This window comes from Lentzea sp. NPDC051208 (genome assembly GCF_040682435.1).
Classification (GTDB): Bacteria; Actinomycetota; Actinomycetes; order Mycobacteriales; family Pseudonocardiaceae; genus Lentzea; species Lentzea kristufekii.
In genome coordinates this window covers 1-23128 of sequence record NZ_JBFBAW010000027.1, presented here as the reverse complement: position 1 = coordinate 23128, position 23128 = coordinate 1, and the positions used below count along the sequence as shown (strand labels likewise).

Below are 23128 nucleotides of genomic sequence, written 5' to 3'. Positions count from 1 at the left end.
GCTGCTTAGCAATGACTCTTTTGACGTCGACATCCAAAGAGTCATTGCTAAACCAGGTTTCATCTTTCGGACGGCTCGGTCGATGCCGGGAGGTTCGGGACGGTCTCGACCTTGGTGCTCGACGGCATCGCCCACATGAAGGCGCGCATCATCGTGTACTGGAACCTCAGGCAGACGCCGACATCACCGGCTTCCACGACCTGCTCGAACGCCACCAGGATGTCCTTCCATGTCGTGTCGAACTTGTCGAGCCGCTTGACGCCCTCGGGTCAACCGGAGTCACGCAGCGTCATGCGCGTGCCCTCCGTCGGCCTCTTCAGCAGGGGCGGGGCGACCTCACCGACACGGCCGACGACGAAGACCTGCTTGCCATCGGTCAACACGACCAGCGCCGCTGCACAGTTCTCCTCATAATGCGAGACCCACCGCTGATGGAACTGCTGGATAGGCACGGGATTCAGGTGGTTGACCCGTTTCCGACCCTGCGGCTCCACGAGCACCAGATCGGCCTCACGGAGCACACTGAGGTGCTGCATGACGACGTGCAGGCTGGTCTCCAACGCCTCGACCGGTTCCCCCGTGGTGCACGGGCCCCGTGCGCAGAACGTCGAGCATCGGAACGGCAACATCAGCGCTGCTCTCGGCGACATGCCCTAGCCGCGTGGCCAGCGTCCACTACCTGCTGCTTCGCGACCCCAAGGCCTATAAGTTCGAATCATGCTGCACGACGTCGCCGACGCCACGCACCAATATATTAGTTTGCTAGCCGCTGACCAGCGCGAACACGCTACTCGGGCGGTCACTGACGACGACCTGAGGCATCGCTGGGCGTACACACCCGGTGCACGCCCAGGTCTCGCACTAGGTGAGCTTCGACGAGACCAGCGCAAGGCGGTGCACGGCATGCTCGCGACCGTGCTCAGCCCACACGCCTATACGCAGGCCGCAGCGGTGATGGCGTTGGAGGACGTGCTCGACCACCGCGAAGGCGGGCACCGAGATCGGCACAACGGTGATTTCTGGACGGTGCTCTTCGGCACGCCCGGCGGCGACGACCCGTGGGGCTGGCGCGTCGAAGGGCACCACCTGTCGGTGAACGTCGTCGTCGCCGACGGCCGAGTGTCGGCGACACCGTTCTTCCTGGGAGCGAACCCGGCTCGCGTCACCTACCGCGGTCGCGTCGTGGGCCAGCCGCTGCGACTGGAAGAGGAACTCGCCCGCGAACTCCTGGATCGCATGGGCCCGACCGCCCGCCGCCTGGCCGTCGTCTCGGACACCGCTCCCGAAGACATCCGCAGCGGGAACTCGCCACGCATCAGCCCGTCCGACCCCATCGGCGTGACGCCGGCCCAGCTCGGCAAACCCGCTGCGGAGCTCCTCGTCGACATCGTCCGCTTCTACCTCGACCGGCTCTCCTACGAACTGGCCGACGAGGAGTTCGCCCAGCTCGACCCGGAGCGACTGCACTTCTCATGGGAAGGCTCACTGCGCCGAGGCGAAGGGCACTACTACCGCGTCCAGGGCCCGAACCTGCTCATCGAGTACGACAACACGGCCAACGAGGCCAACCACGTCCACACGGTCTGGCGTCGCCATTCAGGTGACTTCGGCGACGACCTCCTCGCCGCCCACTACAAGGAGTCACGGCACACTGTCGTCCGTGGAGTGGCCCAGAACGGTTGACGACGCTGTCGCAATGCAAGAACGCCTGCGCACTCAGGTGATCACCACAAGCGCTCCTGACCTGCGCATAGATACCGTCGCAGGCCTGGACGTCGGCTACCGTAGCAATGACTCGGTTGCGGGCGTTTGCGTGGTGTTCGATGCAAAGACGCTGGCCGTCCTCGACGAGGTAGTCGTCGAGGACACGACGGACTTCCCGTACATCGCCGGGCTCTTCGCGTTCCGCGAGATGCCAGTCCTGCTGAAAGCACTCGATCAGGTGGCGGTCACGCCCGAGCTGTTGGTCGCGGACGGTCAGGGCCTCGCACACCCGCGCCGGTTCGGCCTGGCGTGCCATCTCGGTGTGCACACGGGCATTCCGAGCATCGGTGTCGCGAAGAACCCGATGGGCACTTTCGAGCAGCCAGGCCACGCCCGCGGGTCGATGAGCGACCTCGTGATGAATGGCGACAACGGCGACGAGGTCGTCGGCAGTGCCCTGCGCACGCAGGACGGCGTGAAGCCCGTCTTCGTGTCGGTCGGCCACAAGATCGACTTGGACCGTGCGTGCGCCGAAGTGCTGCGTCTGGCTCCGCGCTACCGGCTGCCGGAGACGACCCGCCGCGCCGACACGCTCACTCGGCAGGTTGCTTCGTCGGGGTGAAGCTCAGCAGCACGAGCAGGATCGCGCCGCAGACCAGCGCGATGTCCGCGACGTTGCCGACGAACCAGCCGTTGTAGTCGAGGAAGTCGACGACGTGCCCGCGCGCGAAGCCCGGCGGCCGGAACAGTCGGTCGAGCAGGTGCGTCGTCGCGCCGCCCAGCATCAACGCGAGCGCGGCAGCCCGCAGCCTCGTCTGAGGCTGCATGCCGTATCGCGCGAGCATCACGACGGCGACGGCCGCGATGATGGTGAAGATCCACGTCGACCCCGCGCCGATCGAGAACGCGGCACCGGGGTTGTAGAGGAGCCGGAGCTGCAGGAACTCCCCGAGCACGGGAATGGGCGCGCGGCCGGTCAGCGCGCTCTCGGCCCAGAACTTCGTGGCCTGATCCAGCAGCAGCACGAGCACGGCAATGCCCATGACGAGCGGCACGCGGCGAGAGGTGGTGGTGTCCATTTGCGGTCGAGCGTAGTTAAGAACACCACCACTCGGCATCAGACCCTCGTCACTCCCTGAACGCCTCGACGTCGATCGCCGCGTGAAACCCTCAGAACGTGGCGCGGAAGACTCCGGACAGGAACGGATGCGTGTCGACGATCGTGCGGGCGATGCTCACGGAGTCAACGAGCGGATGCAGCGCCAACGCCTTCACCGCATGTGCCCGCTCACCGCTGATAGCGGCCTTGATGGTGGCGCGTTCGACGACCTTGAGCGCGGTGACGAGTCCGACGCCCTCGTCCGGCACCTGGCTGACCGAGACGGGCCGCGCACCGTTCGCGTCGACGAGGCTCGGCACCTCGATGATGGCGTCCGCGTCGAGGCACGCCAACGTCGTCTTGTTGGGCACGTTAAGGATCAAGGTGGCTCGGTTGTCGGACGCGATGGCGTGCATCAGGTCGAGGGCGACCCGCTCGTAGCCTCCGCCGTCGAGGTCGTCGCTGTCGCGTTCGTCGTCGCGGGTCTCGGCCATGTAGGTCTGCTCGCGTTCGAGACGGGTTCGCTCCCACCTCTCCCACGAGGGAGCCGCGTAAAACTGCTTCTGCTGTTCCAGGAGAAACGCCCCGCGTGACGCGCCGGACTCCACTGCCTCACGCGTGAAGTAGTAGTAGTGCAGGTACTCGTTCGGAATGGCACCCAACGTCCGCAACCACTCCGAGCCGAACAGCTTGCCCTCCTCGAACGACTCGAGCCGCTCCGTGTTCGCGAGCAGATCCGGCAGCACGTCCCGCCCGTGCACGTGGACACCGCGCAGCCAGCCGAGGTGGTTGAGGCCGGCGTAGTCGAGCCACGCGTCTGCGAGATCAGCACCGATCGCCCGCACGACCCGCTTGCCGAGCCCGACGGGGGAGTCGCAGATGCCGATGACTCGACTGCCGAGGTGCGCCGCCATCGCCTCGGTGACCATGCCGGCGGGGTTCGTGAAGTTGATGACCCATGCGTCCGGCGCGTGCACTGATATGCGGCGTGCGATGTCGAGCGCGACGGGCACGGTGCGCAGACCGTAGGCAACGCCGCCCGCACCGACTGTCTCCTGCCCGAGCACACCGCAGCCCGCCGCGACGCTCTCGTCGGCCGCGCGTCCTTCGAGCCCGCCGACGCGGATCGCGGAGAACACGAAGTCCGCCCCGCGCAACGCCTCGTCGAGATCGGTCGACGCCGTCACCACCGGCGCATCCGATACATCAGCCGCGAGCTCGGCTAGAACGACTCCGACAGCGGAGAGTCGGGCTGCGTCGAGATCGTGCAGAACGACCTCGGTCACGCGGCCGGACGAGCGATCGGCCAGCAACGCGCGATAGACGAGCGGCACGCGAAAGCCGCCCCCGCCGAGGATCACCAGCTTCATGCCTTCACCACATCCATTCAGGCCTCTTCCGCAGTGGTGGCCGCTTCGCTGAATCCTACATTTCCAGGTGCGGTCGATGACGGATTGCCGGAGGCTCGGCAGCTGAACCGCTGGTCGGCGAAAGTAGAACCTGGGACCACCCGCCGGGCCTGCTGACCAGGCCGATCATCTTCATCGCGGGCTCTCGTTAAGGGTGCCGCGCACGACTGAAGTGTGATACAAAGAATGGCTTTGAGCTTTCGGAATGAATTTTCCGAGAAGATAGCAAAATTGTATCACAGGGGGCAAGGTGTTGGCGAGCGAACAGGCACGAATCACCTCTCTGTATGAAAGGCTCGACAAAGAACGGAACAAAGCGGCCGCCGATCTTGCGGCCGCGCTGCGGGACACCACCACCGCGCGACTGGACCGTGAGGCCTCGGTCGACGTGCTGACCAGGCAAGTGGGGAAGTACCGCGCGGCGGAGGCGGGGCTGTGCTTCGGGCGCATCGACTCGGAGAAGGGCGACTGCGCCTACATCGGACGGGTCGGGCTGTTCGGCGACGACTTCGAACCGCTGCTGTTGGACTGGCGCGCGCCCGCGGCGCGTCCGTTCTACACGGCGACCGCCGCGAACCCGGAGGGTGTCGTGCTGCGGCGGCACTTCCGCGTTCGTGACCGGGAACTGTGCGACTTCCACGACGACGAACTGCTGACCGACACCACCGCGTTGCTCGACGCCCTCAACGCGCCGCGGACCGAGACGATGCGCGACATCGTCTCGACCATCCAGGCCGAGCAGGACGAGATCATCCGCTACTCAGGTCCCGGCGTGCTGGTGATCGAAGGTGGTCCCGGCACGGGCAAGACCGCCGTGGCCCTGCACCGCGTGGCATACCTGCTGTATACGCGCCGTGAACGCCTATCGCGCCACGGAGTGCTCATCGTCGGCCCGAACACCGGCTTCCTCCGCTACGTCGGCGAAGTCCTGCCGTCGCTGGGGGAGACCGACGTCGTGTTCGCGACACCCGGCGAGCTGTATCCGGGCGTCGCGACCGACGTCGAGGACACCCCGGCGTTGCAACGGCTGAAAGGCGATATATCAGTTCTGGATCTCCTGGCCGTCGCGGTCGCCGACCGGCAGGAACTTCCCGACCAGCCTATCGAGATCGAACTGGAGGACGTGGTCGTCCCGCTCGACGCGCACGTCGCCGCCGTCGCGCGAGAGAAGACGCGTTACTACGGACTGCCGCACAACGCCGCGCGCAAGTACTTTTTCCTCGCGCTCTCCGAGGAACTCGTCGCGCCGGCGATGCGGCTGATCGGTGTCGACTGGCCGGAGATCGAGGAGGACGTCCGCCACGAACTCCGGCACAGCCCCGCGTTGCGCGATGCCGTGGACAGGTTGTGGCCGCTGCTCACACCGGAACAGTTGCTCGCCGACCTGTACGAAGGCCGCTGTTTCCGGATCGGCGCACCGGAGCTGCACCGGCCTGACGCCGAGGCCTGGACGGTGTCCGACGTGCCGTTGCTGGACGAGCTCGCCGATCTGCTCGGGTCCGATGGCGCCGCGGAACGCGCGGCGCGGCGAGAAGAGGAGGAACAGCTCGACTACGCGCGTGGCGTCATGGACGTGCTGTCGATCGATGAACGCGCGGACTCCGAGGAGTACATCGTCACGGACTTCGTGAACGCCGAAGTGCTGGCCGCCCGGCACGAGGTCCGCGACCAGCGCACTCTCGCCGAACGAGCCGCCGAGGACCGCACGTGGACCTATGGCCACGTCGTCGTGGACGAGGCGCAGGAACTGTCCGCGATGGACTGGCGCGTGCTTCTGCGCCGATGCCCGAACAGGTCCATGACCGTCGTCGGCGACCTGGCCCAGCGCCAGGCGGCGGGCGGCGTCCGGAGCTGGGGATCGGTGTTCGACCGGTTCACCTACCGCAGGCTGGAGGTCAACTACCGCACCCCCGGCGAGATCATGGCCGTTGCGACCCCGGTCCTGAAGCTCGTCGACCCCGACGCGTCGGTACCGGTGTCGGTGCGCAATGCCGGCGTACGTCCATGGGCCCGTCGCGTGACTGATATATCGGCGGCTGTACGCGACGAACTCGACGCACACGCTGATGCGTGCAACGAACGCACGATCGCTGTCATAGGCGAAGGCTGGATGCCGCCGCGAGCGACGAAAGGACTGGAGTTCGACGTCGTTCTCGTCATCGAACCGCAACGCATGTCGCCCAGCGAGCTGTACGTGGCGTTGACGAGGGCGACGCAACGGCTCGGCGTCCTGCACACCGAGCCGTTGCCACGTCACCTAAGAGGTCTCCTCTGAGACCCACGCGAGGTAGTCGTCGTTGCCCCCGATCACGGGGGTGACGACGACCTCCGGCACGTCGTAGGTGTGATTCGCCTTGATGTGCGCGACGAGTTCGTCGACGCGGAGGGCAGACGTCTTCACGACGCACTGCCATTCCGCGTCGACGCGCACCTCGCCGTTCCACCGATAGACGCTGCGGATCGGTACGATCTGCACGCAGGCACCAAGCCGCGCCTCGACGATGCCTCTCGCCAGCGACTCCGCAGCCTCGGCGGAGTCGACCGTCGTCGTCACCACACTCGCACCACTCACAGCCCGTCGATCTCCTTCAGAAGTTGGTCCTTCAGATCGGCAGGCGCGTACGACGCCCGCACTGCCGCCCGTGCGAGGCCGGCGAGTTCGTCACGGCCGAACCCGAACCGCTCGTGGCACAGCAGGTACTCGCGGTCGAGATCGGTGTGGAACATGCCGGGGTCGTCGGTGCTGATCGTCACCGGCACGCCGGCCTGCACGAGCTGCGGCAACGGGTGCTGGTCCAGCGACATCACCGCACCCGTGCGGATGTTCGACGTCGGGCACACCTCCACCACGACGCCCTCGTCGGCGAGATGCCGCACGAGGTCTGGATCCTGCACCGCGCTGACGCCGTGCCCGATTCGTTCGGCACGCAGATCGCGCAGCGCGGCCCAGATCTCGCTGGGCGGCGTCGTCTCACCGGCGTGCGGCACCATGTGCAGCCCGGCGTCGCGCGCCATCGCGAACGCCTCGCGGAACTTCGTCCTCGGCGAGTCCGACTCGAATCCACCCAGCCCGAACCCGACCAGCCCTTCCGGTCGGTACTCGGTCGCGAACCGCGCACTCGTCATACCCCAGTCGCGGTCCCAGGTACCGGGAACGTCGAAGATCCACTGCAACGTCACGCCGTGCACGGCGAGCGCCTCGTCGCGGCCTGCCTTCAACGCCTCGACGAGTTCGTCGGGCGCGATGCCCGCCCGCAGGTGGCTGGTCGCGCTGATCGTCAGCTCCGCATATCGGACATTGGTCCGTGCGGCGTCACGGGCGTATCCGACGATGAGCGTGCGGACGTCCTCGCCGGTGGTGACGAGGTCGTTGACGATGCCGTACACGTTGATGAAGTGGCGGAAGTCCCTGAACTCGTAAAACTTCCGCAAAGCGGCCTCGTCGGTCGGCACTCGCCCGCCTGGGTGGTGGCGTGCGAGCGCGAGAACGGTGTCGACGGAAGCCGCGCCCACGAGGTGGACGTGCAGTTCGGCCTTCGGCAGCGCGTGGACGAAGTCGGAAATGTGCACGGTCCATGCTCTCAGGTCAAGGGCCGTTCGACGGGTGACATGTCTTGCAGTCAAAGGAGAGGGTGCAGGGCGATCCCTGTCTCTGGCTTCCGCATTGGGGGTGCCTCGTGAGGGGCGCACGAAGAGTTGCACTGCTGACAGCGGTGCTGGTTCTGCCATTCCTGCCCACGACGGCCCAAGCCGCCGAAGGGCCGGTGTTCAAGGACGGCGAGGCGCAACCCGTCTTCGATCCGAAGGACGTGGTGAAGGAGAGCCTCTGGGTCCGGGCGCCGGTCGACAGCGACCGCGACGGCAAGGACGACGAGGTCTACACCGAGGTCGTCCGGCCGCGCGCCACCGAACGCGGTCTCAAGGTCCCCGTCGTCTACATGGTCAGCCCGTACTTCTCCGGCGGTAACGACGTTGCCAACCACAACGTCGACGTCGAGTTGTACGTGCCGGACAAGCGCAACGGCCGTTTGCTGAAGGCCTCCTCCGACGAACGCATCACCGCCGCCCTCGGCCCGAACCCGATCACGTCAGGTCGCTACGAGGCCTACTTCATCGCACGTGGATACGCCGTCGTCTACGCCGAATCGCTCGGCACCGGCAAGTCGACGGGCTGCCCGACGACGGGTGATGTAAACGAAACGATCGGTGCGCGTGTCGTCGTCGACTGGCTCAACGGCCGTGCGACCGCACGCACCGCCACGGGCGAAGCCATCAAGGCGACCTGGTCGACCGGCAAGACCGGAATGATGGGCGTCTCCTACAACGGAACGTTGCCCAACGCCGTCGCCTCGACCGGTGTGCGCGGCCTCGAAGCCATCGTGCCGATCGCCGCGATCTCCAGCTGGTACGACTACTACCGCGCGGACGGCGCCGTCGTCGCACCCGGCACGTTCCAGGGCGAGGACGCCGACGTGCTCGCCGAGTACGTCTACACGCGCGCCGACAGGGAAATCTGCAAGCCGATCATCGCCGAGATCGCGAAGGACCAGGACCGCGTCACCGGTGACTACAGCCAGTTCTGGGACAAGCGCAACTACATGAACGACGTCCACAAGGTCCGTGCGGCCGTGCTGGCGGTGCACGGGCTCAACGACTGGAACGTCAAGATGACGCACGTCGAGCAGTGGTACTCGGCGTTGAAGAAGGTCGGTGCGCCGCACAAGATCTGGCTGCACCAGTCCGGGCACACGGACGCCGACACGCTGCGTTCAGCCGAGTGGCGGCGCACGCTCAACCGCTGGTTCACCCAGTACCTCTGGGGTCACCGCAACGGCGTCGACAAGGAACCGAAGGCGACCCTGCAGCGCGAGGACAAGACGTGGGTCGACGAGAAGGACTGGCCGGCTCCCGGCACGTCCGACGTGCGGCTGCGGCTGTCCGCGGGCGGGTCCACCAAGGGCGGCCTCGGGATCCTGCCCGGCCGCGGTGTCGAGAAGCTGACCGACGACGCGACGAAGACGGCTGAGTCGTTGATCGACCTGGCGACCTCGCCGAACCGCCTCTCCTACACCTCGGAGCCGGCGAAGAAGCCGGTGCGGCTGTCGGGCAGGTCGACGGCGCACCTGCGGGTCGCGTTCGACCGGCCTGCGGCGAACGTGACGACGCTGCTCGTCGACCGGGCGCCGGACGGCAGGTCGCACGTCATCACGCGCGGTTCGACCGACCCGCAGAACCGGGTGCGGCCGGACAAGACGTCGCCGATCAAGCCCGGCAAGTTCTACGACGTCGAGGTGCCGATCGTGCCGGACGACTACGTCCTGCAGGCCGGTCATCGGCTCGAGTTCGTCGTGATCTCCAGCGACTACGACTACACGCTGCGCCCGCAGCCGGGTGCCGGTCTGTCGGTGGACCTCACCCGGACGTCGGTGGAGCTGCCTGTCGTCGGCGGCTGGCGCTCCGTGTTCCAGTCGTTCTGACGTGTCGCCGCGCTTCGGTCTCCCGGGACCGAAGCGCGGCAACCTAGCACCCACCCCCGACGAAACCCCGCCGGCGAGCACTCCAAGATCGCAACCTGTCCACAGCCGCTGAGTTGTCCACAACCTCCCGGCCGGCCCGGCTCACCACCCGGTCCCACGCTCCACAGTGGGCCCATGCCCTCAACCCTCTCGAAGCCGATCCGAGTCCGTGACGCCGGCGATCTCTACGCCGCGATCCCGCACCTGATGGGGTTCCACCCGGCCGACTCGCTGGTCGTGCTGGTGCTGAAGGACCATCTGGTCAGCATGACCATGCGCGTCGACCTTCCACGCCCACGACATAGGGGCCTGCTCGCGGCCCAGTTGGAAGGGCCGTTGCAGGAACACGGCGCGTCAGAAGTGATCCTCGTCGTCGTATGCGCTCCGTCCGAACACATGCCCGAGGAACTGCCGCACGAGCCACTGGTGACCGCCCTCAGCCATCAGTTGGGCGGCGTGGGAATCGACGTCATCGAAGCCGTGTGGCTGCCGTCGTGCCAGAAGGGCTCGCAGTGGCTGTGCTATCTCGATGTCGACTGTCACGGGACGTTGCCGGATCCTCAACTGTCCGCTGTCGCCGCCGCGTCGGCACACGAGGGCAACGTGACGTTCGAGTCGCGCGCCGCCATGGCCGCGATCCTGACGCTGGATCCACCTGAGGCTCTGGAACGCAGGTCCACGTTGCTCGACGAACTCACGACGGGCTCGTCCGACGCAGACCCGAGCATCGAACTGCGTCGGGTGAGTGACGCGATCGATGCTGTGGAACACCGCAAGGGATCGTTGCCGGACAAGGAGATCGTCGCTCTGGCAAGGGCGCTGGCGATGCCCGAGGTGCGCGACGCGAGCATGGGGTTCGCGGCGCAGCCCCGGTCGAGGCTGGCCGAACGCCTGTGGCTCGAGCTCACCAGGGCCTGCCCCGCACCGGAACGAGCGGAGCCCGCGTGCCTGCTCGCGTTCTACGCCTATCAACGCGGCGACGGCGGGATCGCGTCCATCGCGCTCGACGCGGCCGAGGAAGCCTGTCCCGGCCACTCGCTCAGCAAGCTCGTCCGAGCCGCCGTCGGTGCCGCGTTCCCGCCGTCTGAGATGCGGGCGCTGTCCGTGAAGTACCTGGACAGCGCCCGTCAGCTGCTCGCCGGCACTCAGAGCAGTTCGGGCCGCTCCCAGTCCTGATCCAGGACGTGCTCGGCCAGGAACGCCCACACCGTCTCGTACCAGATCCGAGAGTTCCCGGGGGTGAGGATCCAGTGGTTTTCGGTTGGGTAGTAAAGGTATTTCGCGTTGACCCCGTGGCGGACGAGGTCGAAGTACAGGCGATGCCCCTCGCCGATGGGAACCCGGTAGTCCTTGTCCCCGTGGATGACCAGCATCGGGGTCTTGATGTCGGCTACCCGCAGGTGCGGGGAGTTCGCCAGGATCCGCTCCGGCTGGGTGAGGGGGTCGCCCATCTCCCGCATCCAGAAGTAGGAGCTGTCGGTGGCGCCGGAGAAGGCGTCGAGGTGCCACAAGGACGCGTGGGTGACGATCGCGCGGAACCGGTCGGTCTGGGTGGCGATCCAGTTGGCCATGTAGCCGCCGAAGGATCCGCCCATCGCGGCGGTCCGGGACGCGTCGATGTCGGCACGCTCGACGGCGACGTCCGTGATGGCCATGAGGTCGGTGTAGGGCTCAGCGCCCCAGCGGCCCCAGCCGGCCTTGATGAAGTCGGGTCCGTAGCCGGTCGACAGGGCGGGGTCGGGCAGCAGGATGGCGTAGCCGCGCGCGGCCATGAGCCACGGGTTCCAGCGCCAGGTCCAGCCGTTCCAGCTCATGACCGGTCCGCCGTGGACCCACAGGACCAGCGGGACGGGGGAGTCGGCGGAGGCGCCTTCCGGCAGCACCAGCCAGGAACGGACGGTCCTGCCGTCGGCGACGACCGTGGAGATCTCGGTGAGGGTGCCGGGCACGGAAGGGATGGCACCGGGTGCGCGCAGCCGTTCCGGGTCCTGATCGGCTCCGGTGGCGGCGAACCGCACCGGCTGCGGTGGGTGGTCGACCGAGTTGCGCAGCGCGTACAGCGTCTTGCTGTCCGGGCTCACGACCAGATCGCTGTAGTAACCGGAGATCGTCAGCTTCGTGATCTCGCCGGACCCCAGGTCCAGCCGCCACAGCGGCTGGTGGCCGAGGTGGCTCGCGGTGAAGAACACCGCCGACCCGTCCGGGCTCACCACCGGGTGATCCGGTTCCTCCTGGAAACCGGGCGCCAGTGGCGTGATCGAGTCGCCGGTCAGTTCGATGCGCACCAGGTCGCGCCGGTGTGGGGAGTCCGGAGTGGACTCGCGGTACCGGATCGCGATCACGGCGGACGAGTCGGGCGTGAACGTGGCGCCGTGGAAGGAGAAACCTTCCTCGGAGGCGATCGCCCTCGACGCTCCGCCGCTCGTGGCCACGACCCGAAGCTCGGTCCTGCGGCCGTAGGAGGCGCTGACGTCCACGGCGTGGCCGTAAACGGCCCACTTCCCGTCTGGACTGAGCGCGACGTCCTCGTCGCTGAGCCTGTTCTCGGAGTCCTGGCTCAGGTCGGTGACCGTCTCGGCGGTGACGTCGGCGACGGGGGCCGCGAGCAGCCGCGGGTAGGCCGGGCCGAGGTCCGCGTCCCAGTACCGGATCGGGTACGACTCGTGCAGGATCGCCGTCACGCCGGCGTCCTCGCGAGCCTTGCGCTTGGCGTTGTCGTCGTCGCCGAACTCCGTGAAGCGGTACGCCGACGACGTGAACAGCACCGTCTCGCCGGCGGTACGCAACTGACCGACTCCGCCACCGGGTCGCAGCACCTCGGCGGCCTCACCGCGGACCGGAAGACGCCACAGCGCCTTCTTGTCCTTGGTCTCGCCCGGCTTCGCGAGCGGGTCCGGGCGGGCCGAGAGGAAGAGCAGCGACCCGTCCGGCGCGAACACGGGGGAGGAGTCGCCCTTGGCGGAGCGGGTGAGCCGGACGGCCTCCCGCTCCCCGGTGGGGTCGACCTCCCAGAGAGCGCCCTGCCACGTCTTGCCGTCCGGCGCGAGCGTGGACACGACCGTGACGAGCCGGGTGCCGTCCGGGGACAGCGCGAGCGACGCAAGCCGCGGGGTGGCGTTGTAGCTCTCGAAGGAGGCGAAGTCGGTCATCCCGGCTCAGGCCTCGTGCCGGGCGCGGGTGAACTCCCACGCGTCGCGGACGATGCCGGTGATGTCGGCGCGCTCGGGCTTCCAGCCGAGGTCGGCGCGAGCCCGCTCGGCGGAGGCGACCAGCACAGCCGGGTCGCCGGCGCGCCGGGGGGCGACGACGGCGGGGATCGGGTGACCGGTGACCTCGCGGCAGGTGTCGATGACCTGCTTGACCGAGAAGCCGGTGCCGTTGCCCAGGTTGTAGATCCGGTGCTCCCCGGCGGTGGCGTTCTCGAGTGCGAGGAGGTGGGCGTCGGCGAGGTCCAGGACGTGGATGTAGTCGCGGACGCAGGTGCCGTCCTCGGTGGGCCAGTCCTCGCCGTAGATCGAGATGTGCTCTCGCTGCCCGAGCGCGACCTGCAGCACGAGCGGGATGAGGTGCGTCTCGGTCGCGTGCCGCTCGCCGATGCTGCCGTAGGCGCCGGCGACGTTGAAGTACCGCAGGCTCGTCGCCGCCAGGCCGTGCGCGGCGGCGTACGACGTGATCGCGTGGTCGATGGCCAGCTTGGTGGCGCCGTAGGTGTTGGTCGGCGCGGTGGGGGCGGTCTCGGGGATCGGCACCTCCCGCGGCTCGCCGTACGTCGCGGCAGTCGAGGAGAAGACGAGTTTCGGCGTGCCGTGCTCCTTCATCGCGTCGAGGAGACGGATCGCGGTAAGGACGTTGCCGGTCCAGTACTTGCCTGGGTCCTGCATGGATTCGCCCACGAGGGACTTCGCCGCGAAGTGCAGAACGCCGTCGAACCCTTCCGCGAGGACATCGCCGATCACCTCGGCGATGTCACCCCGGATGAAGCGCGCTCCCGCGGGGACGGCGTCCTCGTGGCCGGTGGAGAGGTCGTCGAGCACGACCACCTCGTGCCCGGCTTCGAGCAGCCTGGCAGCGCACACACTGCCGACGTACCCGGCCCCGCCCGTGACGAGCAGCTTCACCACAGTCCTCGCATTCCTGATCAAGATCGTTCTTGGCTACCGGTCCCTGCCCGCGCCCGCGGACGGAACCGCCGTGAAGAGCCTCGGCCGCGTGAGCGAGCGCGAGGCGAAGCCGGCGAGCACGGACCGCTCGACCTCGTCGTGCCGTTCGACGGGCACGAGGGCGATGGCCGAGCCGCCGAAACCGCCGCCGACCATCCGGGCACCCAGGGCGCCGGCCGCCATCGCGGAGTCGACGGCGACGTCGAGCTCGAGACACGAGACCCGGTAGTCGTCCCGGAGACTCGCGTGGGAGCCCGAGAGGAGAGGCCCGACCTCGGCGAGCCGGCCCGACCGGAGCAGCTCGACGGTGCGCAGGACCCTGTCGTTCTCGGTCACGACGTGCCGCACCAGCGGACGCAGCTCTTCGGGCAGCCGGACGAGCGTCTGGTCGAGTTCGGCGATGTCGACGTCGCGCAGCGCGGGGACGCCGAGGATGCCGGCCGCACGCTCGCAGCCCGCCCGCCGGGCGCCGTAGCCGCCGTCGACGAGGGCGTGGCTGGCGCGGGTGTCGATGACGAGAACCTCGAGCCCGCTGGCAGCCGCGTCGAACGCGACCTGCTCCGGCTTGCCGGAGCGCACGTCGTAAAACAGGGCGTGCGCTTCGATGCAGCACAGCGATGCCGTCTGGTCCAGGATGCCGGTCGGTGCGCCCACGAAGTCGTTCTCGGAGCGCTGCACCCAGCGCGCGATGTCCGCCCGCTCGGCGTCGACGCCGGCGAGGCCGAGCAGAGCGAGCGCGACAGCGCACTCGAGGGCGTGCGAGGAGGACAGACCGGCGCCGGCGGGCACGTCGCCCGCGATGACGAGGTCGGCTCCGCCGGTAACGGCGATCCCCTGCTCGCGCAGAGCCCAGGCGACGCCACCGGGGTACGCGGCCCACCCCTTGACGGTGCCGGGGACTAGGTCGGCGACCACGACCGGGGCCGCGTCCTGCAGCGCACCGTCGTCGCCCATCGTGCTGACGGTCATGACGCCGTCGGCACGGGGCGACGCCGCCACCGCGATGCGGTGGGGCAACGCGAACGGCAGCACGTAGCCGTCGTTGTAGTCGGTGTGCTCGCCGATGAGGTTGACGCGGCCTGGGGCCGACCAGACCCCGTCGGGCGCGCGTCCGTGCAGGCGCTGGAACGCCTCGGCCGCCTTCGCCGCCGGTGTCGTTGCCTGGGTCACCGGGCGAGCACCATGACGGCGTGGGCGACCGCGGGGTCGAGTTCTGCGGCGGTGCCGTTACCACCGCGCACCTGGATGACCTTGGCGCCACCGAGCGCCTCGACCTCCACGGTGCCGCCCGGCACCACGCCGGCTGCCTTCAGTTCGGCCATGAGGTCCGGGTCGAGCTGGACGTGCTCGGCGATGCGGCGCACCTCGACGCGGCCGCCACCGCGGCGGGCCACCTCGTCCACGCGCACCAGGTCCGCCTCGGCGGGCGGGGCGGGCTCGCCGTCGCCCAGCTTGTCGAGGCCAGGAATCGGGTTGCCGTAGGGCGAGGTGGTGGGGTTGCCGAGCAGCTTGATGAGCTTGCGCTCGACGGCCTCGCTCATCACGTGCTCCCAGCGGCATGCCTCGCTGTGCACGTGCTCCCACTCGAGCCCGATGATGTCCACGAGGAGGCGCTCGGCGAGCCGGTGCTTGCGCATGACGGCGATCGCGAGGTTGCGGCCCTGCTCGGTGAGCTCGAGGTGGCGGTCCTCCGCCACGATCACCAGGCCGTCGCGTTCCATGCGGCCGACGGTCTGGCTCACCGTCGGTCCACTTTGGCCGAGACGCTCGGCGATGCGGGCGCGCAGAGGTACCACGCCCTCTTCTTCGAGCTCGTAGATCGTGCGGAGATACATCTCCGTGGTGTCGATGAGGTCGTTCACACCCGCTCCCCTTCGTATGGTGTCGATGGTAGTCGTGCCGGGGGACACAGGTGTCCGCGCGGGTGCAGGATGTGAGCCGTGCATCCCTTGATCACTCCTGAGGCCCTCGCCGATGCGCTGAGTGCGCGTTCGGCCACCGTCGTGCTGGACGTCCGGTGGCGTCTCGGCGGACCACCCGGACGCCAAGACTACGAGGTCAGCCACGTCCCTGGCGCGGTGTACCTGGATCTGGACACGGAGCTGTCCGCTCCCCCCGGCGCCGGGGGCCGCCATCCCCTGCCGGACCCGGAGCGGTTGCAGGAGGTGCTGCGCTCCGCGGGTGTGCGTGAGGGCACCCAGGTCGTGGCGTACGACGCGAGTGACGGGTCGGTCGCCGCACGGGTGTGGTGGCTGCTGCGGTGGGCGGGGTTCGGCGAGGTCGCGGTGCTGGACGGCGGGTTCGCCGCGTGGGAGGCCGCCGGGCTGCCGGTGACCGCGGAGGTGCCGGCGCCGCTGACCGGGGACGCCGCCGGTGACGTGGTGGTGCGGCCCGGGCAGATGCCCGTGCTCGATGCGGACGAGGCGGCGGCGCTCGCTCAGGAGGGTGTGCTGCTCGACGCTCGGGCGGCAGCCCGGTATCGCGGCGAGACCGAGCCGGTGGATCCCAAGGCCGGGCACATCCCGGGCGCGCTCAACGCGCCGACCACCGGGCATGTCGGAGCGGACGGGCGGTGGCTCGGGCCGGAGGAGCTGGCCGTGCGGTTCGCCGGGCTCGGGGTGTCGGGTGATGTGGCTGTCGGCGCGTACTGCGGGTCGGGGGTGACCGCTTCGTCCGTGGTGCTGGCGCTGGAGGTCGCGGGGATCACGTCGGCCGAGAAGCCGGCGGCGTTGTACGCCGGGTCGTGGTCCAACTGGTGTGCGTTGGACCGGGAGGTCGCGACCGGCGGCTGACCTGGTTGGCAGGGCCGGACGCTCGCGTCAGGCGGCGGGGATGCGGTTGAAGCCCTCGGTGGCGAGCTTGAGGGCCGTGGCGCAGGTGTCCATTTCCTCGATCGCGAGGACGTTCACCGAGAAGGCCGAGGTGATGGCGGTCGGGTCGTCGGTCAGCATGACGGTGACCTGGCAGTCCTCCTTGGACGCGCTGACCTGCCACGCGGTGTTGCCGCCGATCTCGATCTGCTTCTTCTCGCCTTCCTGGTCCACCGCGTCGGGGACGGTGACCATCTGGGTGATGACGGTCGACGGGCCGGTGGTGGTGTGGATGCAGCCGCCGTCCGCCGAGGACTTGCCGCCGGTGGCGGCCTCGATGTCCGCCGTCTTGAGGACGCCGCAGGTCTCGAGGCCGGTGGCCTTCTTCTTGGTGGCGATCTTCACGTCGCCCTGCTTCTGCGGGGTGGGGTCCGCCGGCTTCGAGGCCGTGGTGCTGGCGGGTGGCTTCTTCGACGTCGTGGTGGGGTCCGCGGGTTCTTGGGCCGCGTTGGCGTCGGCTCGGGCCTGGCCCTTGACCTGTTCGGCGCAGCCCGAGACGGCGGCGAGGGTCAGGCCCAGTGCGAGGAGGACGGCCGCTGGTCGCAGGTGCATGTCGCCTCTGACCCCTGTTCGGTGAGTTCGGTTCCGGGCTCGCGACTGTAGGTTGCTGGGCATGGGTAAGCCAGCCGCTGTTGTCTGGGACAGGTCCTTCCTCGGGTACGACCTCGGTGGCGACCATCCGTTGAATCCGGTTCGGCTCGATCTGACCATCAGGCTCGCCACGGCGCTCGGAGTGTTGGAGGGCGTGGAGTTGCGGGTGCCGCAGCCCGCCGGTGACGACGAGATCGAGCTGGTGCACAAGCCCGGATATCTGAGTGCTGTGCAGGCCGCGCCCACGGCCGGGTGGGACGTCGGGCACGGGCTGGGGACGCCGGACAACCCCGTGTTCGAGCGGATGCACGAGGCTTCGGCGTTGGTGGTCGGCGGGTCGCTGGTGGCGGCTCGGGCCATCGCGTCGGGTGAGGCGGATCGCGCCGTCAACATCGCCGGTGGGTTGCACCACGCGATGCCGGACAGCGCGGCCGGGTTCTGCGTCTACAACGACTGTGCGGTGGCCATCGAGTGGTTGCTGCGCAGCGGGGTCGAGCGCGTCGCCTATGTCGATGTCGATGTGCATCACGGAGACGGGGTCCAGACGGCGTTCTGGGACGACCCGCGAGTGCTGACGATCTCGTTGCACCAGCATCCGATGAGCCTGTGGCCCGGCACCGGCTGGGCCGGCGAGGTCGGGGGCGCCGGGGCCGAGGGGAGTGCGGTCAACGTGCCGCTGCCCGCCGGGACGCGTGACGGCGGGTGGATGCGGGCGTTCCAGGCGACGGTGCCGTCGTTGTTGCGGGCGTTCCGGCCGCAGGTGCTGGTCACGCAGTGCGGTGTCGACACGCACAAGGAGGATCCGCTCGCGGACCTGTCGTTGAGCGTGGACGGGCATCGGTCGATCTATCAGGCGTTCCGCGACCTGGTCGACGAGCACGGGTACAAGTGGCTCGCGCTCGGTGGTGGTGGGTACGAGCTGCTCAGGGTGGTGCCGCGGTCGTGGACGCACCTGCTGGCCACGGTGCTGGACCGCGATGTCGACCCGGACCGGCCGTTGCCGGCGGACTGGGTGGCTCATGCGACACGGATCGCACCTGAGTGGCCTTTGCCTGCGTCCATGACTGATGGATGCGACGCTGGGTACCAGCCGTGGGGCGGGGACGCGGAAGAGCCGGTGGACAAGGCGATCCGCGAGACCCGGCGTGCGGTGTTCCCGTTGCATGGCCTCGATCCCGACGACCCCAGGGACTGACAAAAGTGCCAGACAACGTGCCTGAAGACATGCCGGGCAGAGATCCGTTCGACTTCCCGAGGAGCTGGGAGGCGGACGTCGTCCTCAGCGACGGCGGCACCGTCCACCTGCGGCCGATCACGCCGGACGACGGCGAGAAGCTGCGCGAGTTCCACGGGCGGCTGTCCGAGCGGACCCGGTACTTCCGGTACTTCGGGCCGTACCCGCGAATCCCGCAGCGTGACCTGGAGCGGTTCAGCACCGTCGACCACTACAACCGCGTGGCGCTCATCGCGCTCTTGGGCGACGACATCGTCGCCGTCGGCCGGTTCGATCGGCTCCACGGTGACAAACACGGGGTCAACCACGGGGACGTGCATCGGGGCGACAGCGCCGAGGTCGCGTTCGTCGTCCAGGACGGCCATCAGGGGCGCGGGCTGGGCAGCATCCTGCTCGAACACCTCGCCGCCGCGGCCAGGGAGGTCGGGCTGGCCCGGTTCGAGGCCGAGGTGCTCGCCGAGAACGGGCAGATGGTGCGGGTGTTCCGCGACGCCGGCTACCAGGTCAGCAGGGCGTTCGAGGAGGGCGTGCTGCACCTGGAGTTCGCGATCGACCCCACCGACGAGTCCGTCGCCGTCGCCAGGGCCCGCGAGCAGGCCGCCGAGGCCCGCAGCGTGCACAACCTGCTGCACCCGCGCAGCATCGCGGTCATCGGCGCGTCCACCGACCCGACCAAGATCGGGCACGCGGTCCTCAAGAACCTCCTCGAAGCCGACTTCAACGGGCCCGTCTACCCCGTCAACGCCGAGCACCGGGCCGTACGGGGCGTCCGCGCCTACCCGACCGTGCTCGACATCCCCGACGACGTCGACCTCGCCGTCGTCGCCGTGCCCGCGGCCAGCGTCGACGAGGTCATGGACGGGTGTCTCGCCAAGGGCGTGAAGGCGCTCGTCGTCGTCAGTTCCGGCTACGGCGAGACGGGGCCCGACGGGCTGTCGGCCGAACGCAGGCTCGCGGCGGAGGCGAGAGCGCACGGCATGCGCGTCGTCGGTCCGAACGCACTGGGCGTGATCAACCTCGACCCCAAGGTCCGCCTCAACGCAAGTCTTGCCCCGATGCTGCCCGGACGGGGCCGCGCGGGCTTCTTCTGCCAGTCCGGCGCCCTCGGCACGGCCATCCTCGCCAACGCCGCGGGCTGGGGTCTCGGCCTGTCCACGTTCGTCTCGGCCGGCAACCGCGCCGACGTCTCCGGCAACGACCTGCTGCAGTACTGGGAGACCGACCCCTCCACCGACGTCGTCCTGCTCTACCTGGAGTCGTTCGGCAACCCCCGCAAGTTCGCGCGCCTCGCCCGCAGGCTCGGCCGCACCAAGCCCATCGTCGCGGTGAAGTCCGGCCGGCACGCCGTCGTCCCCGGCCTCGCCGCCACCGGCGCGAAGGTCGACGAGGCGAGCGTCCAGGCCCTGTTCGAGCAGGCCGGAGTGATCCGGGTCGACTCGCTGGCGCAGCTGTTCGACACCGCGCTGCTGCTGGCCCACCAGCCACTGCCCGCGGGCAAACGCGTCGCCGTCGTCGGCAACTCCACCGCGATCGGCCTCCTCGCCGCCGACACGCTCCTCGCCCAGGACCTCGACCTCGCGGGCGATCCCGTCGACGTCGGCGCCCAGGCCACTCCCGAGGAGTTCGCGAAGGCCGTGCAGGAGGCCCTGGACCGCTCCGACACCGACGCCCTCGTCGTGGTGTTCGTGCCTCCGATCGCGGTCCCCGGCGCCGCCTACGCCCGCGCGCTCAAGGAAGCCGCGCACCGCACGAAACCGATCGTCTCCACGTTCCTCGCGGTCGAGGGCATCCCGGACGAGCTGAAGATGCCGGGGAAGGGCTCGATTCCCAGCTACTCCAGTCCCGAACGCGCCGTGCTCGCCCTGGCCCGCGCCGTCCGTTACGCGCGCTGGCGCGCCGCACCTCAGGGCACCTTCACCCGGCCCGACGGCATCGAACTCGACCGGGCGCGATCCATTGTGGACAACCCGGGCAGCGAGCTCCGCCTCGACGACCACAAAGCCGTCGAACTGCTGGAGTGCTACGGCATCGACGTCGTCCCGTTCCGCATCGCCCACAGCGAGGAGGAAGCCGTCCAGGCGGCCGACGAGCTCGGCTACCCCGTCGCGATGAAGGCCACCAGCGAACGCCTGCGCCACCGCACCGACCTGGTCGGCGTCAGGCTCGACATCGCCCAGCGCGAATCGGTCAAGGCGGCCTACCACGACCTCGCCGCGCTCTCGGGAAAGCCGGGCGTGTACGTGCAACGCATGGCTCCCAAGGGAGTCAGCTGCGTCCTCGGTCTGCAGGACGACCCGAGCTTCGGCACGCTGGTCTGGTTCGGACTGTCGGGTCTGGTCAGCGACCTCCTCGGCGACCGTGCCTACCGGGCGGTACCCCTCACCGACACCGACGCGGCGGAACTCGTTGCCGCACCGAAAGCAGCGCCTCTGCTCACCGGATACCGCGGTGACGAACCCGCGGACCTGAAAGCACTTCAGGAACTTGTACTCCGTTTGGCCGCACTGGCCGAGGACCTTCCGGAGGTGCGTTCGCTGAAGCTCGAGCCCGTTCTTGCTTCTGCCGCAGGGGCTTTCGTGAGCAGCGCGCGCATCGTCATCGGCCCGCCTCCGTCCCTGCACGACGCCGGTCCGCGCCGTCTGAGGTGACCGCGGTACTGGTGAGTTACCGCAACGATTCCGATGTTTCATTCGCGCGCAGGTATGGACATGCGTCCTGTGGGCGCTTAGGTTTCCCGCATCACCGAGCAGCGCCGAACCAGGTGCGCAGGCGCATGCCCGTGGAATATGCGTTGTAGTTGATAACCGCTGTAAGAGGGAAGAATGACGCCGAGAGCACTTCTCCGCCTGGTGGCGACTACATGTGCGGCCGTGCTCCTGCTCGCCTCGTGTGCCGGCGGCGGTGGGTCCGGCATGGCCAGCAAGGTCAGCTCGAGCGACCGCATGGTCATCGCCGTGTCGTACGACCAGCCGGGGATGGCGGTGCGCAGGCTCGACGGCAGCTACCGCGGATTCGACGTCGACGTCGCCAAGTTCATCGCGAACGAACTGGGCGTCAAAGAGGAGAACATCACCTGGAAGGAAGCGCAGCCGGGCAACCGCGAGACGCTCCTGACCAGCGGTGAGGCCGACATGGTCGTCTCCACCTACTCGATCACGGACAAGCGCAAGCAGATCGTCGACTTCGTCGGCCCGTACTTCGTCGCCGGCCAGGACCTGCTGGTGCGCATGAACGAGAGCCGCATCGAGGGCCCGAAGTCGCTCAACGCCAGCCTCCGCCTGTGCTCCACCGCAGGCTCCACGTCCGCCGAGTACGTCCGCGACCAGTTCGCGAAGGACGTGAAGATGGTCGAGTACGCCAAGTTCAGCGACTGCGTCACGGCGCTGCTCGCGGAGAACGTCGACGCCGTCACCACCGACGACGTGCTGCTCGCGGGCTACGCCGCCCAGAACCCGGAGCTCCTGCGCGTCGTCGGTGACCCGTTCAGCAAGGAGGAGTACGGCGTCGGCCTGCACCGCGACGACCCGAGCAGCAAGGCCAAGGTCCAGGCAGCGCTGCAGAAGATGATCGACACGGGCGCCTGGCGCAAGTCCCTCGAAGTCAACATCGGATCTTCCGGCTACAAGATCCCGGATCCGCCCAAGCTGGCCCCGTGATCACACGGGGCGTGACGTAGGCTCACGCCACGTGAACCGCGTCCCGCCGCACCGCGCTGATCGACCCGTTCGCGCGGGCATTCCAGAACACGGCCGAGTCCCGCGTTATTACGCGGTCAAGGCCGAGCTGTTCGACCTCGTCGAGAACCTGGGCGAGGGCACCGTCCTGCCGTCCGAACGCGAGCTCGCCGAACGGTTCTCCGTCTCCCGCGTCACGCTGCGCCAAGCCGTCAGCGAACTCGTGCTCGAAGGCAAGCTCATCCGCCGCCAGGGCAGCGGCACGTTCGTCGCGCCGCCGAAGCTCGTGCAGCCGTTGTCCCTGGTCAGCTACACCGAGGGCATGCGCCGCCAGGGCGTCGAGCCGAACCGCACGGTGATCACGGTCGAGGAGCTCGGCGCCGACGACGGCCTGGCCCGCGACCTGTTGCTCGAACCAGGCGACCCGGTCGTGCACCTCGAACGCGTCCTGCTCGCCGACGACGAACGCATCGGCCTCGAATCGACCTACCTCAGCCTCGGCCGCTTCCCGGACCTCCTGGAGAAGCTCGACCCCGCCGGATCGCTCTACGCGTGCCTCACCGAACGGCTCGGCGTCCGTTTCGCCGAGGCCGAGGAACGCGTCGAGACGGTCCTCGCCACGCCCCGTGAGGCGCTGCTGATCGGCACGAACCCGGCGCTGCCCATGCTGCTGCTGCACCGCGTTTCCTACGACGTCGACGGCCACCCGATCGAACGCGCCCGGTCGCTCTACCGAGGTGACCGGTTCAGCTTCGTCGCGAGGCTGCACGCCGACCGCTAGTGTCCTGAGTTGTTAATTCGTGTGCAGTAGCGTGCGATGGAGTCGAGGATCTGGTCGGCGGTCTTGGTCCAGACATAGGGCCGTGGGTCG

The 23128-nt window shown here is 68.7% G+C and carries 21 protein-coding genes; 10 read left to right on the top strand and 11 right to left on the bottom strand.

Going from position 1 to position 23128, the window contains the following annotated elements; translation table 11 throughout:
* Window positions 1-59 precede the first annotated feature (59 nt).
* Both AB0M48_RS40830 and AB0M48_RS40825 read right to left on the bottom strand, forming a co-directional pair.
* Window positions 60-215, bottom strand: coding sequence for a hypothetical protein (locus AB0M48_RS40830; protein WP_363853203.1), 156 nt, complete (start codon window positions 213-215; stop codon window positions 60-62).
* Between the two features lie 54 nt (window positions 216-269).
* Window positions 270-560 (bottom strand): helix-turn-helix transcriptional regulator, encoded by a 291-nt coding sequence (locus tag AB0M48_RS40825; RefSeq protein WP_363853201.1) that lies wholly within the window; start codon window positions 558-560, stop codon window positions 270-272.
* Between the two features lie 157 nt (window positions 561-717).
* Between AB0M48_RS40825 and AB0M48_RS40820 the strand changes: the two genes are divergently transcribed.
* Window positions 718-1683, top strand: a complete 966-nt coding sequence (locus AB0M48_RS40820; RefSeq protein ID WP_363853198.1) for a DUF3500 domain-containing protein — start codon at window positions 718-720, stop codon at window positions 1681-1683.
* Window positions 1684-1696: 13 nt separating this feature from the next.
* Entirely contained in the window at window positions 1697-2326 is a 630-nt protein-coding gene (locus AB0M48_RS40815; protein ID WP_363853195.1) for an endonuclease V, read from the top strand.
* Here the strand turns inward: AB0M48_RS40815 and lspA are convergent.
* On the bottom strand, window positions 2298-2783 hold the full coding sequence (lspA, locus tag AB0M48_RS40810) for a signal peptidase II (RefSeq protein WP_363853192.1): 486 nt from the start codon (window positions 2781-2783) through the stop codon (window positions 2298-2300). The genes AB0M48_RS40815 and lspA overlap by 29 nt on opposite strands.
* A gap of 91 nt (window positions 2784-2874) precedes the next feature.
* The gene (locus AB0M48_RS40805; protein ID WP_363853190.1) at window positions 2875-4173 is read right to left on the bottom strand and encodes a 6-phospho-beta-glucosidase; all 1299 of its coding nucleotides are present in this window, start codon (window positions 4171-4173) and stop codon (window positions 2875-2877) included.
* 289 nt (window positions 4174-4462) lie between these two features.
* Here AB0M48_RS40805 and AB0M48_RS40800 point away from each other — a divergent pair, with 289 nt between their 5' ends.
* Entirely contained in the window at window positions 4463-6487 is a 2025-nt protein-coding gene (locus tag AB0M48_RS40800; protein WP_363853187.1) for a helicase, read from the top strand.
* On the opposite strand, the gene cutA is transcribed toward AB0M48_RS40800, so the two are convergent.
* Entirely contained in the window at window positions 6470-6784 is a 315-nt protein-coding gene (cutA, locus tag AB0M48_RS40795) for a divalent-cation tolerance protein CutA (RefSeq protein WP_363853184.1), read from the bottom strand. The two genes, AB0M48_RS40800 and cutA, sit on opposite strands and share 18 nt — an antisense overlap.
* A complete protein-coding gene (gene add, locus AB0M48_RS40790; protein ID WP_363853181.1) occupies window positions 6781-7782 on the bottom strand; it encodes an adenosine deaminase in 1002 nt (333 codons plus the stop codon). Before add ends, cutA begins: the two co-directional genes overlap by 4 nt.
* Window positions 7783-7889: 107 nt before the next feature.
* On the opposite strand from add, the gene AB0M48_RS40785 reads away from it, so the two are divergent.
* Window positions 7890-9689, top strand: a complete 1800-nt coding sequence (locus tag AB0M48_RS40785; protein ID WP_363853178.1) for a Xaa-Pro dipeptidyl-peptidase — start codon at window positions 7890-7892, stop codon at window positions 9687-9689.
* Between the two features lie 174 nt (window positions 9690-9863).
* Entirely contained in the window at window positions 9864-10904 is a 1041-nt protein-coding gene (locus AB0M48_RS40780) for a DUF4192 domain-containing protein (protein WP_363853176.1), read from the top strand.
* Here AB0M48_RS40780 and AB0M48_RS40775 read toward each other — a convergent pair.
* From AB0M48_RS40775 to AB0M48_RS40760, 4 genes are read right to left on the bottom strand one after another with little or no spacing between them, the layout of a single operon-like run.
* A complete protein-coding gene (locus AB0M48_RS40775; protein WP_363853173.1) occupies window positions 10874-12877 on the bottom strand; it encodes a S9 family peptidase in 2004 nt (667 codons plus the stop codon). The two genes, AB0M48_RS40780 and AB0M48_RS40775, sit on opposite strands and share 31 nt — an antisense overlap.
* Before the next feature lie 6 nt (window positions 12878-12883).
* Window positions 12884-13846, bottom strand: a complete 963-nt coding sequence (galE, locus tag AB0M48_RS40770; RefSeq protein ID WP_266042115.1) for a UDP-glucose 4-epimerase GalE — start codon at window positions 13844-13846, stop codon at window positions 12884-12886.
* Window positions 13847-13882: 36 nt separating this feature from the next.
* Window positions 13883-15058, bottom strand: coding sequence for a galactokinase (gene galK, locus AB0M48_RS40765; RefSeq protein WP_363853169.1), 1176 nt, complete (start codon window positions 15056-15058; stop codon window positions 13883-13885).
* Complete coding sequence (locus tag AB0M48_RS40760) at window positions 15055-15750, bottom strand: iron dependent repressor, metal binding and dimerization domain protein (protein WP_319984349.1); 696 nt, start codon at window positions 15748-15750, stop codon at window positions 15055-15057. The genes galK and AB0M48_RS40760 overlap by 4 nt, the downstream gene beginning before the upstream one ends.
* 78 nt (window positions 15751-15828) lie before the next feature.
* On the opposite strand from AB0M48_RS40760, the gene AB0M48_RS40755 reads away from it, so the two are divergent.
* Window positions 15829-16680, top strand: coding sequence for a sulfurtransferase (locus AB0M48_RS40755; protein WP_363853165.1), 852 nt, complete (start codon window positions 15829-15831; stop codon window positions 16678-16680).
* A 27-nt stretch (window positions 16681-16707) separates the two neighbouring features.
* Here AB0M48_RS40755 and AB0M48_RS40750 read toward each other — a convergent pair whose 3' ends face one another.
* Window positions 16708-17310, bottom strand: a complete 603-nt coding sequence (locus AB0M48_RS40750; RefSeq protein WP_363853163.1) for a hypothetical protein — start codon at window positions 17308-17310, stop codon at window positions 16708-16710.
* 61 nt (window positions 17311-17371) lie between these two features.
* On the opposite strand from AB0M48_RS40750, the gene AB0M48_RS40745 reads away from it, so the two are divergent.
* The 4 genes from AB0M48_RS40745 to AB0M48_RS40730 all read left to right on the top strand — a co-directional run bounded on the left by AB0M48_RS40745 (window position 17372) and on the right by AB0M48_RS40730 (window position 23038).
* Window positions 17372-18544 (top strand): acetoin utilization protein AcuC, encoded by a 1173-nt coding sequence (locus AB0M48_RS40745; protein WP_363853160.1) that lies wholly within the window; start codon window positions 17372-17374, stop codon window positions 18542-18544.
* 29 nt (window positions 18545-18573) lie between these two features.
* Window positions 18574-21231: a GNAT family N-acetyltransferase gene (locus tag AB0M48_RS40740; protein ID WP_363853157.1), complete on the top strand. Its 2658-nt coding sequence runs from the start codon at window positions 18574-18576 to the stop codon at window positions 21229-21231.
* A gap of 264 nt (window positions 21232-21495) precedes the next feature.
* On the top strand, window positions 21496-22239 hold the full coding sequence (locus AB0M48_RS40735) for a glutamate ABC transporter substrate-binding protein (RefSeq protein ID WP_363853154.1): 744 nt from the start codon (window positions 21496-21498) through the stop codon (window positions 22237-22239).
* Between the two features lie 31 nt (window positions 22240-22270).
* On the top strand, window positions 22271-23038 hold the full coding sequence (locus AB0M48_RS40730; RefSeq protein ID WP_363853151.1) for a GntR family transcriptional regulator: 768 nt from the start codon (window positions 22271-22273) through the stop codon (window positions 23036-23038).
* Window positions 23039-23128: the final 90 nt, after the last annotated feature.

Excerpts from the sequence above, each read along its gene's own strand:
- AB0M48_RS40745 (WP_363853160.1), top strand. The coding sequence starts at position 17,372 with ATGGGTAAGCCAGCCGCTGTTGTCTGGGACAGGTCCTTCCTCGGGTAC.
- AB0M48_RS40775 (WP_363853173.1), bottom strand. The coding sequence starts at position 12,877 with ATGACCGACTTCGCCTCCTTCGAGAGCTACAACGCCACCCCGCGGCTT.
- AB0M48_RS40735 (WP_363853154.1), top strand. The coding sequence starts at position 21,496 with ATGGCCAGCAAGGTCAGCTCGAGCGACCGCATGGTCATCGCCGTGTCG.
- AB0M48_RS40815 (WP_363853195.1), top strand. The coding sequence starts at position 1,697 with ATGCAAGAACGCCTGCGCACTCAGGTGATCACCACAAGCGCTCCTGAC.
- AB0M48_RS40805 (WP_363853190.1), bottom strand. The coding sequence starts at position 4,173 with ATGAAGCTGGTGATCCTCGGCGGGGGCGGCTTTCGCGTGCCGCTCGTC.
- AB0M48_RS40750 (WP_363853163.1), bottom strand. The coding sequence starts at position 17,310 with ATGCACCTGCGACCAGCGGCCGTCCTCCTCGCACTGGGCCTGACCCTC.
- AB0M48_RS40820 (WP_363853198.1), top strand. The coding sequence starts at position 718 with ATGCTGCACGACGTCGCCGACGCCACGCACCAATATATTAGTTTGCTA.
- AB0M48_RS40740 (WP_363853157.1), top strand. The coding sequence starts at position 18,574 with ATGCCGGGCAGAGATCCGTTCGACTTCCCGAGGAGCTGGGAGGCGGAC.
- AB0M48_RS40780 (WP_363853176.1), top strand. The coding sequence starts at position 9,864 with ATGCCCTCAACCCTCTCGAAGCCGATCCGAGTCCGTGACGCCGGCGAT.
- lspA (WP_363853192.1), bottom strand. The coding sequence starts at position 2,783 with ATGGACACCACCACCTCTCGCCGCGTGCCGCTCGTCATGGGCATTGCC.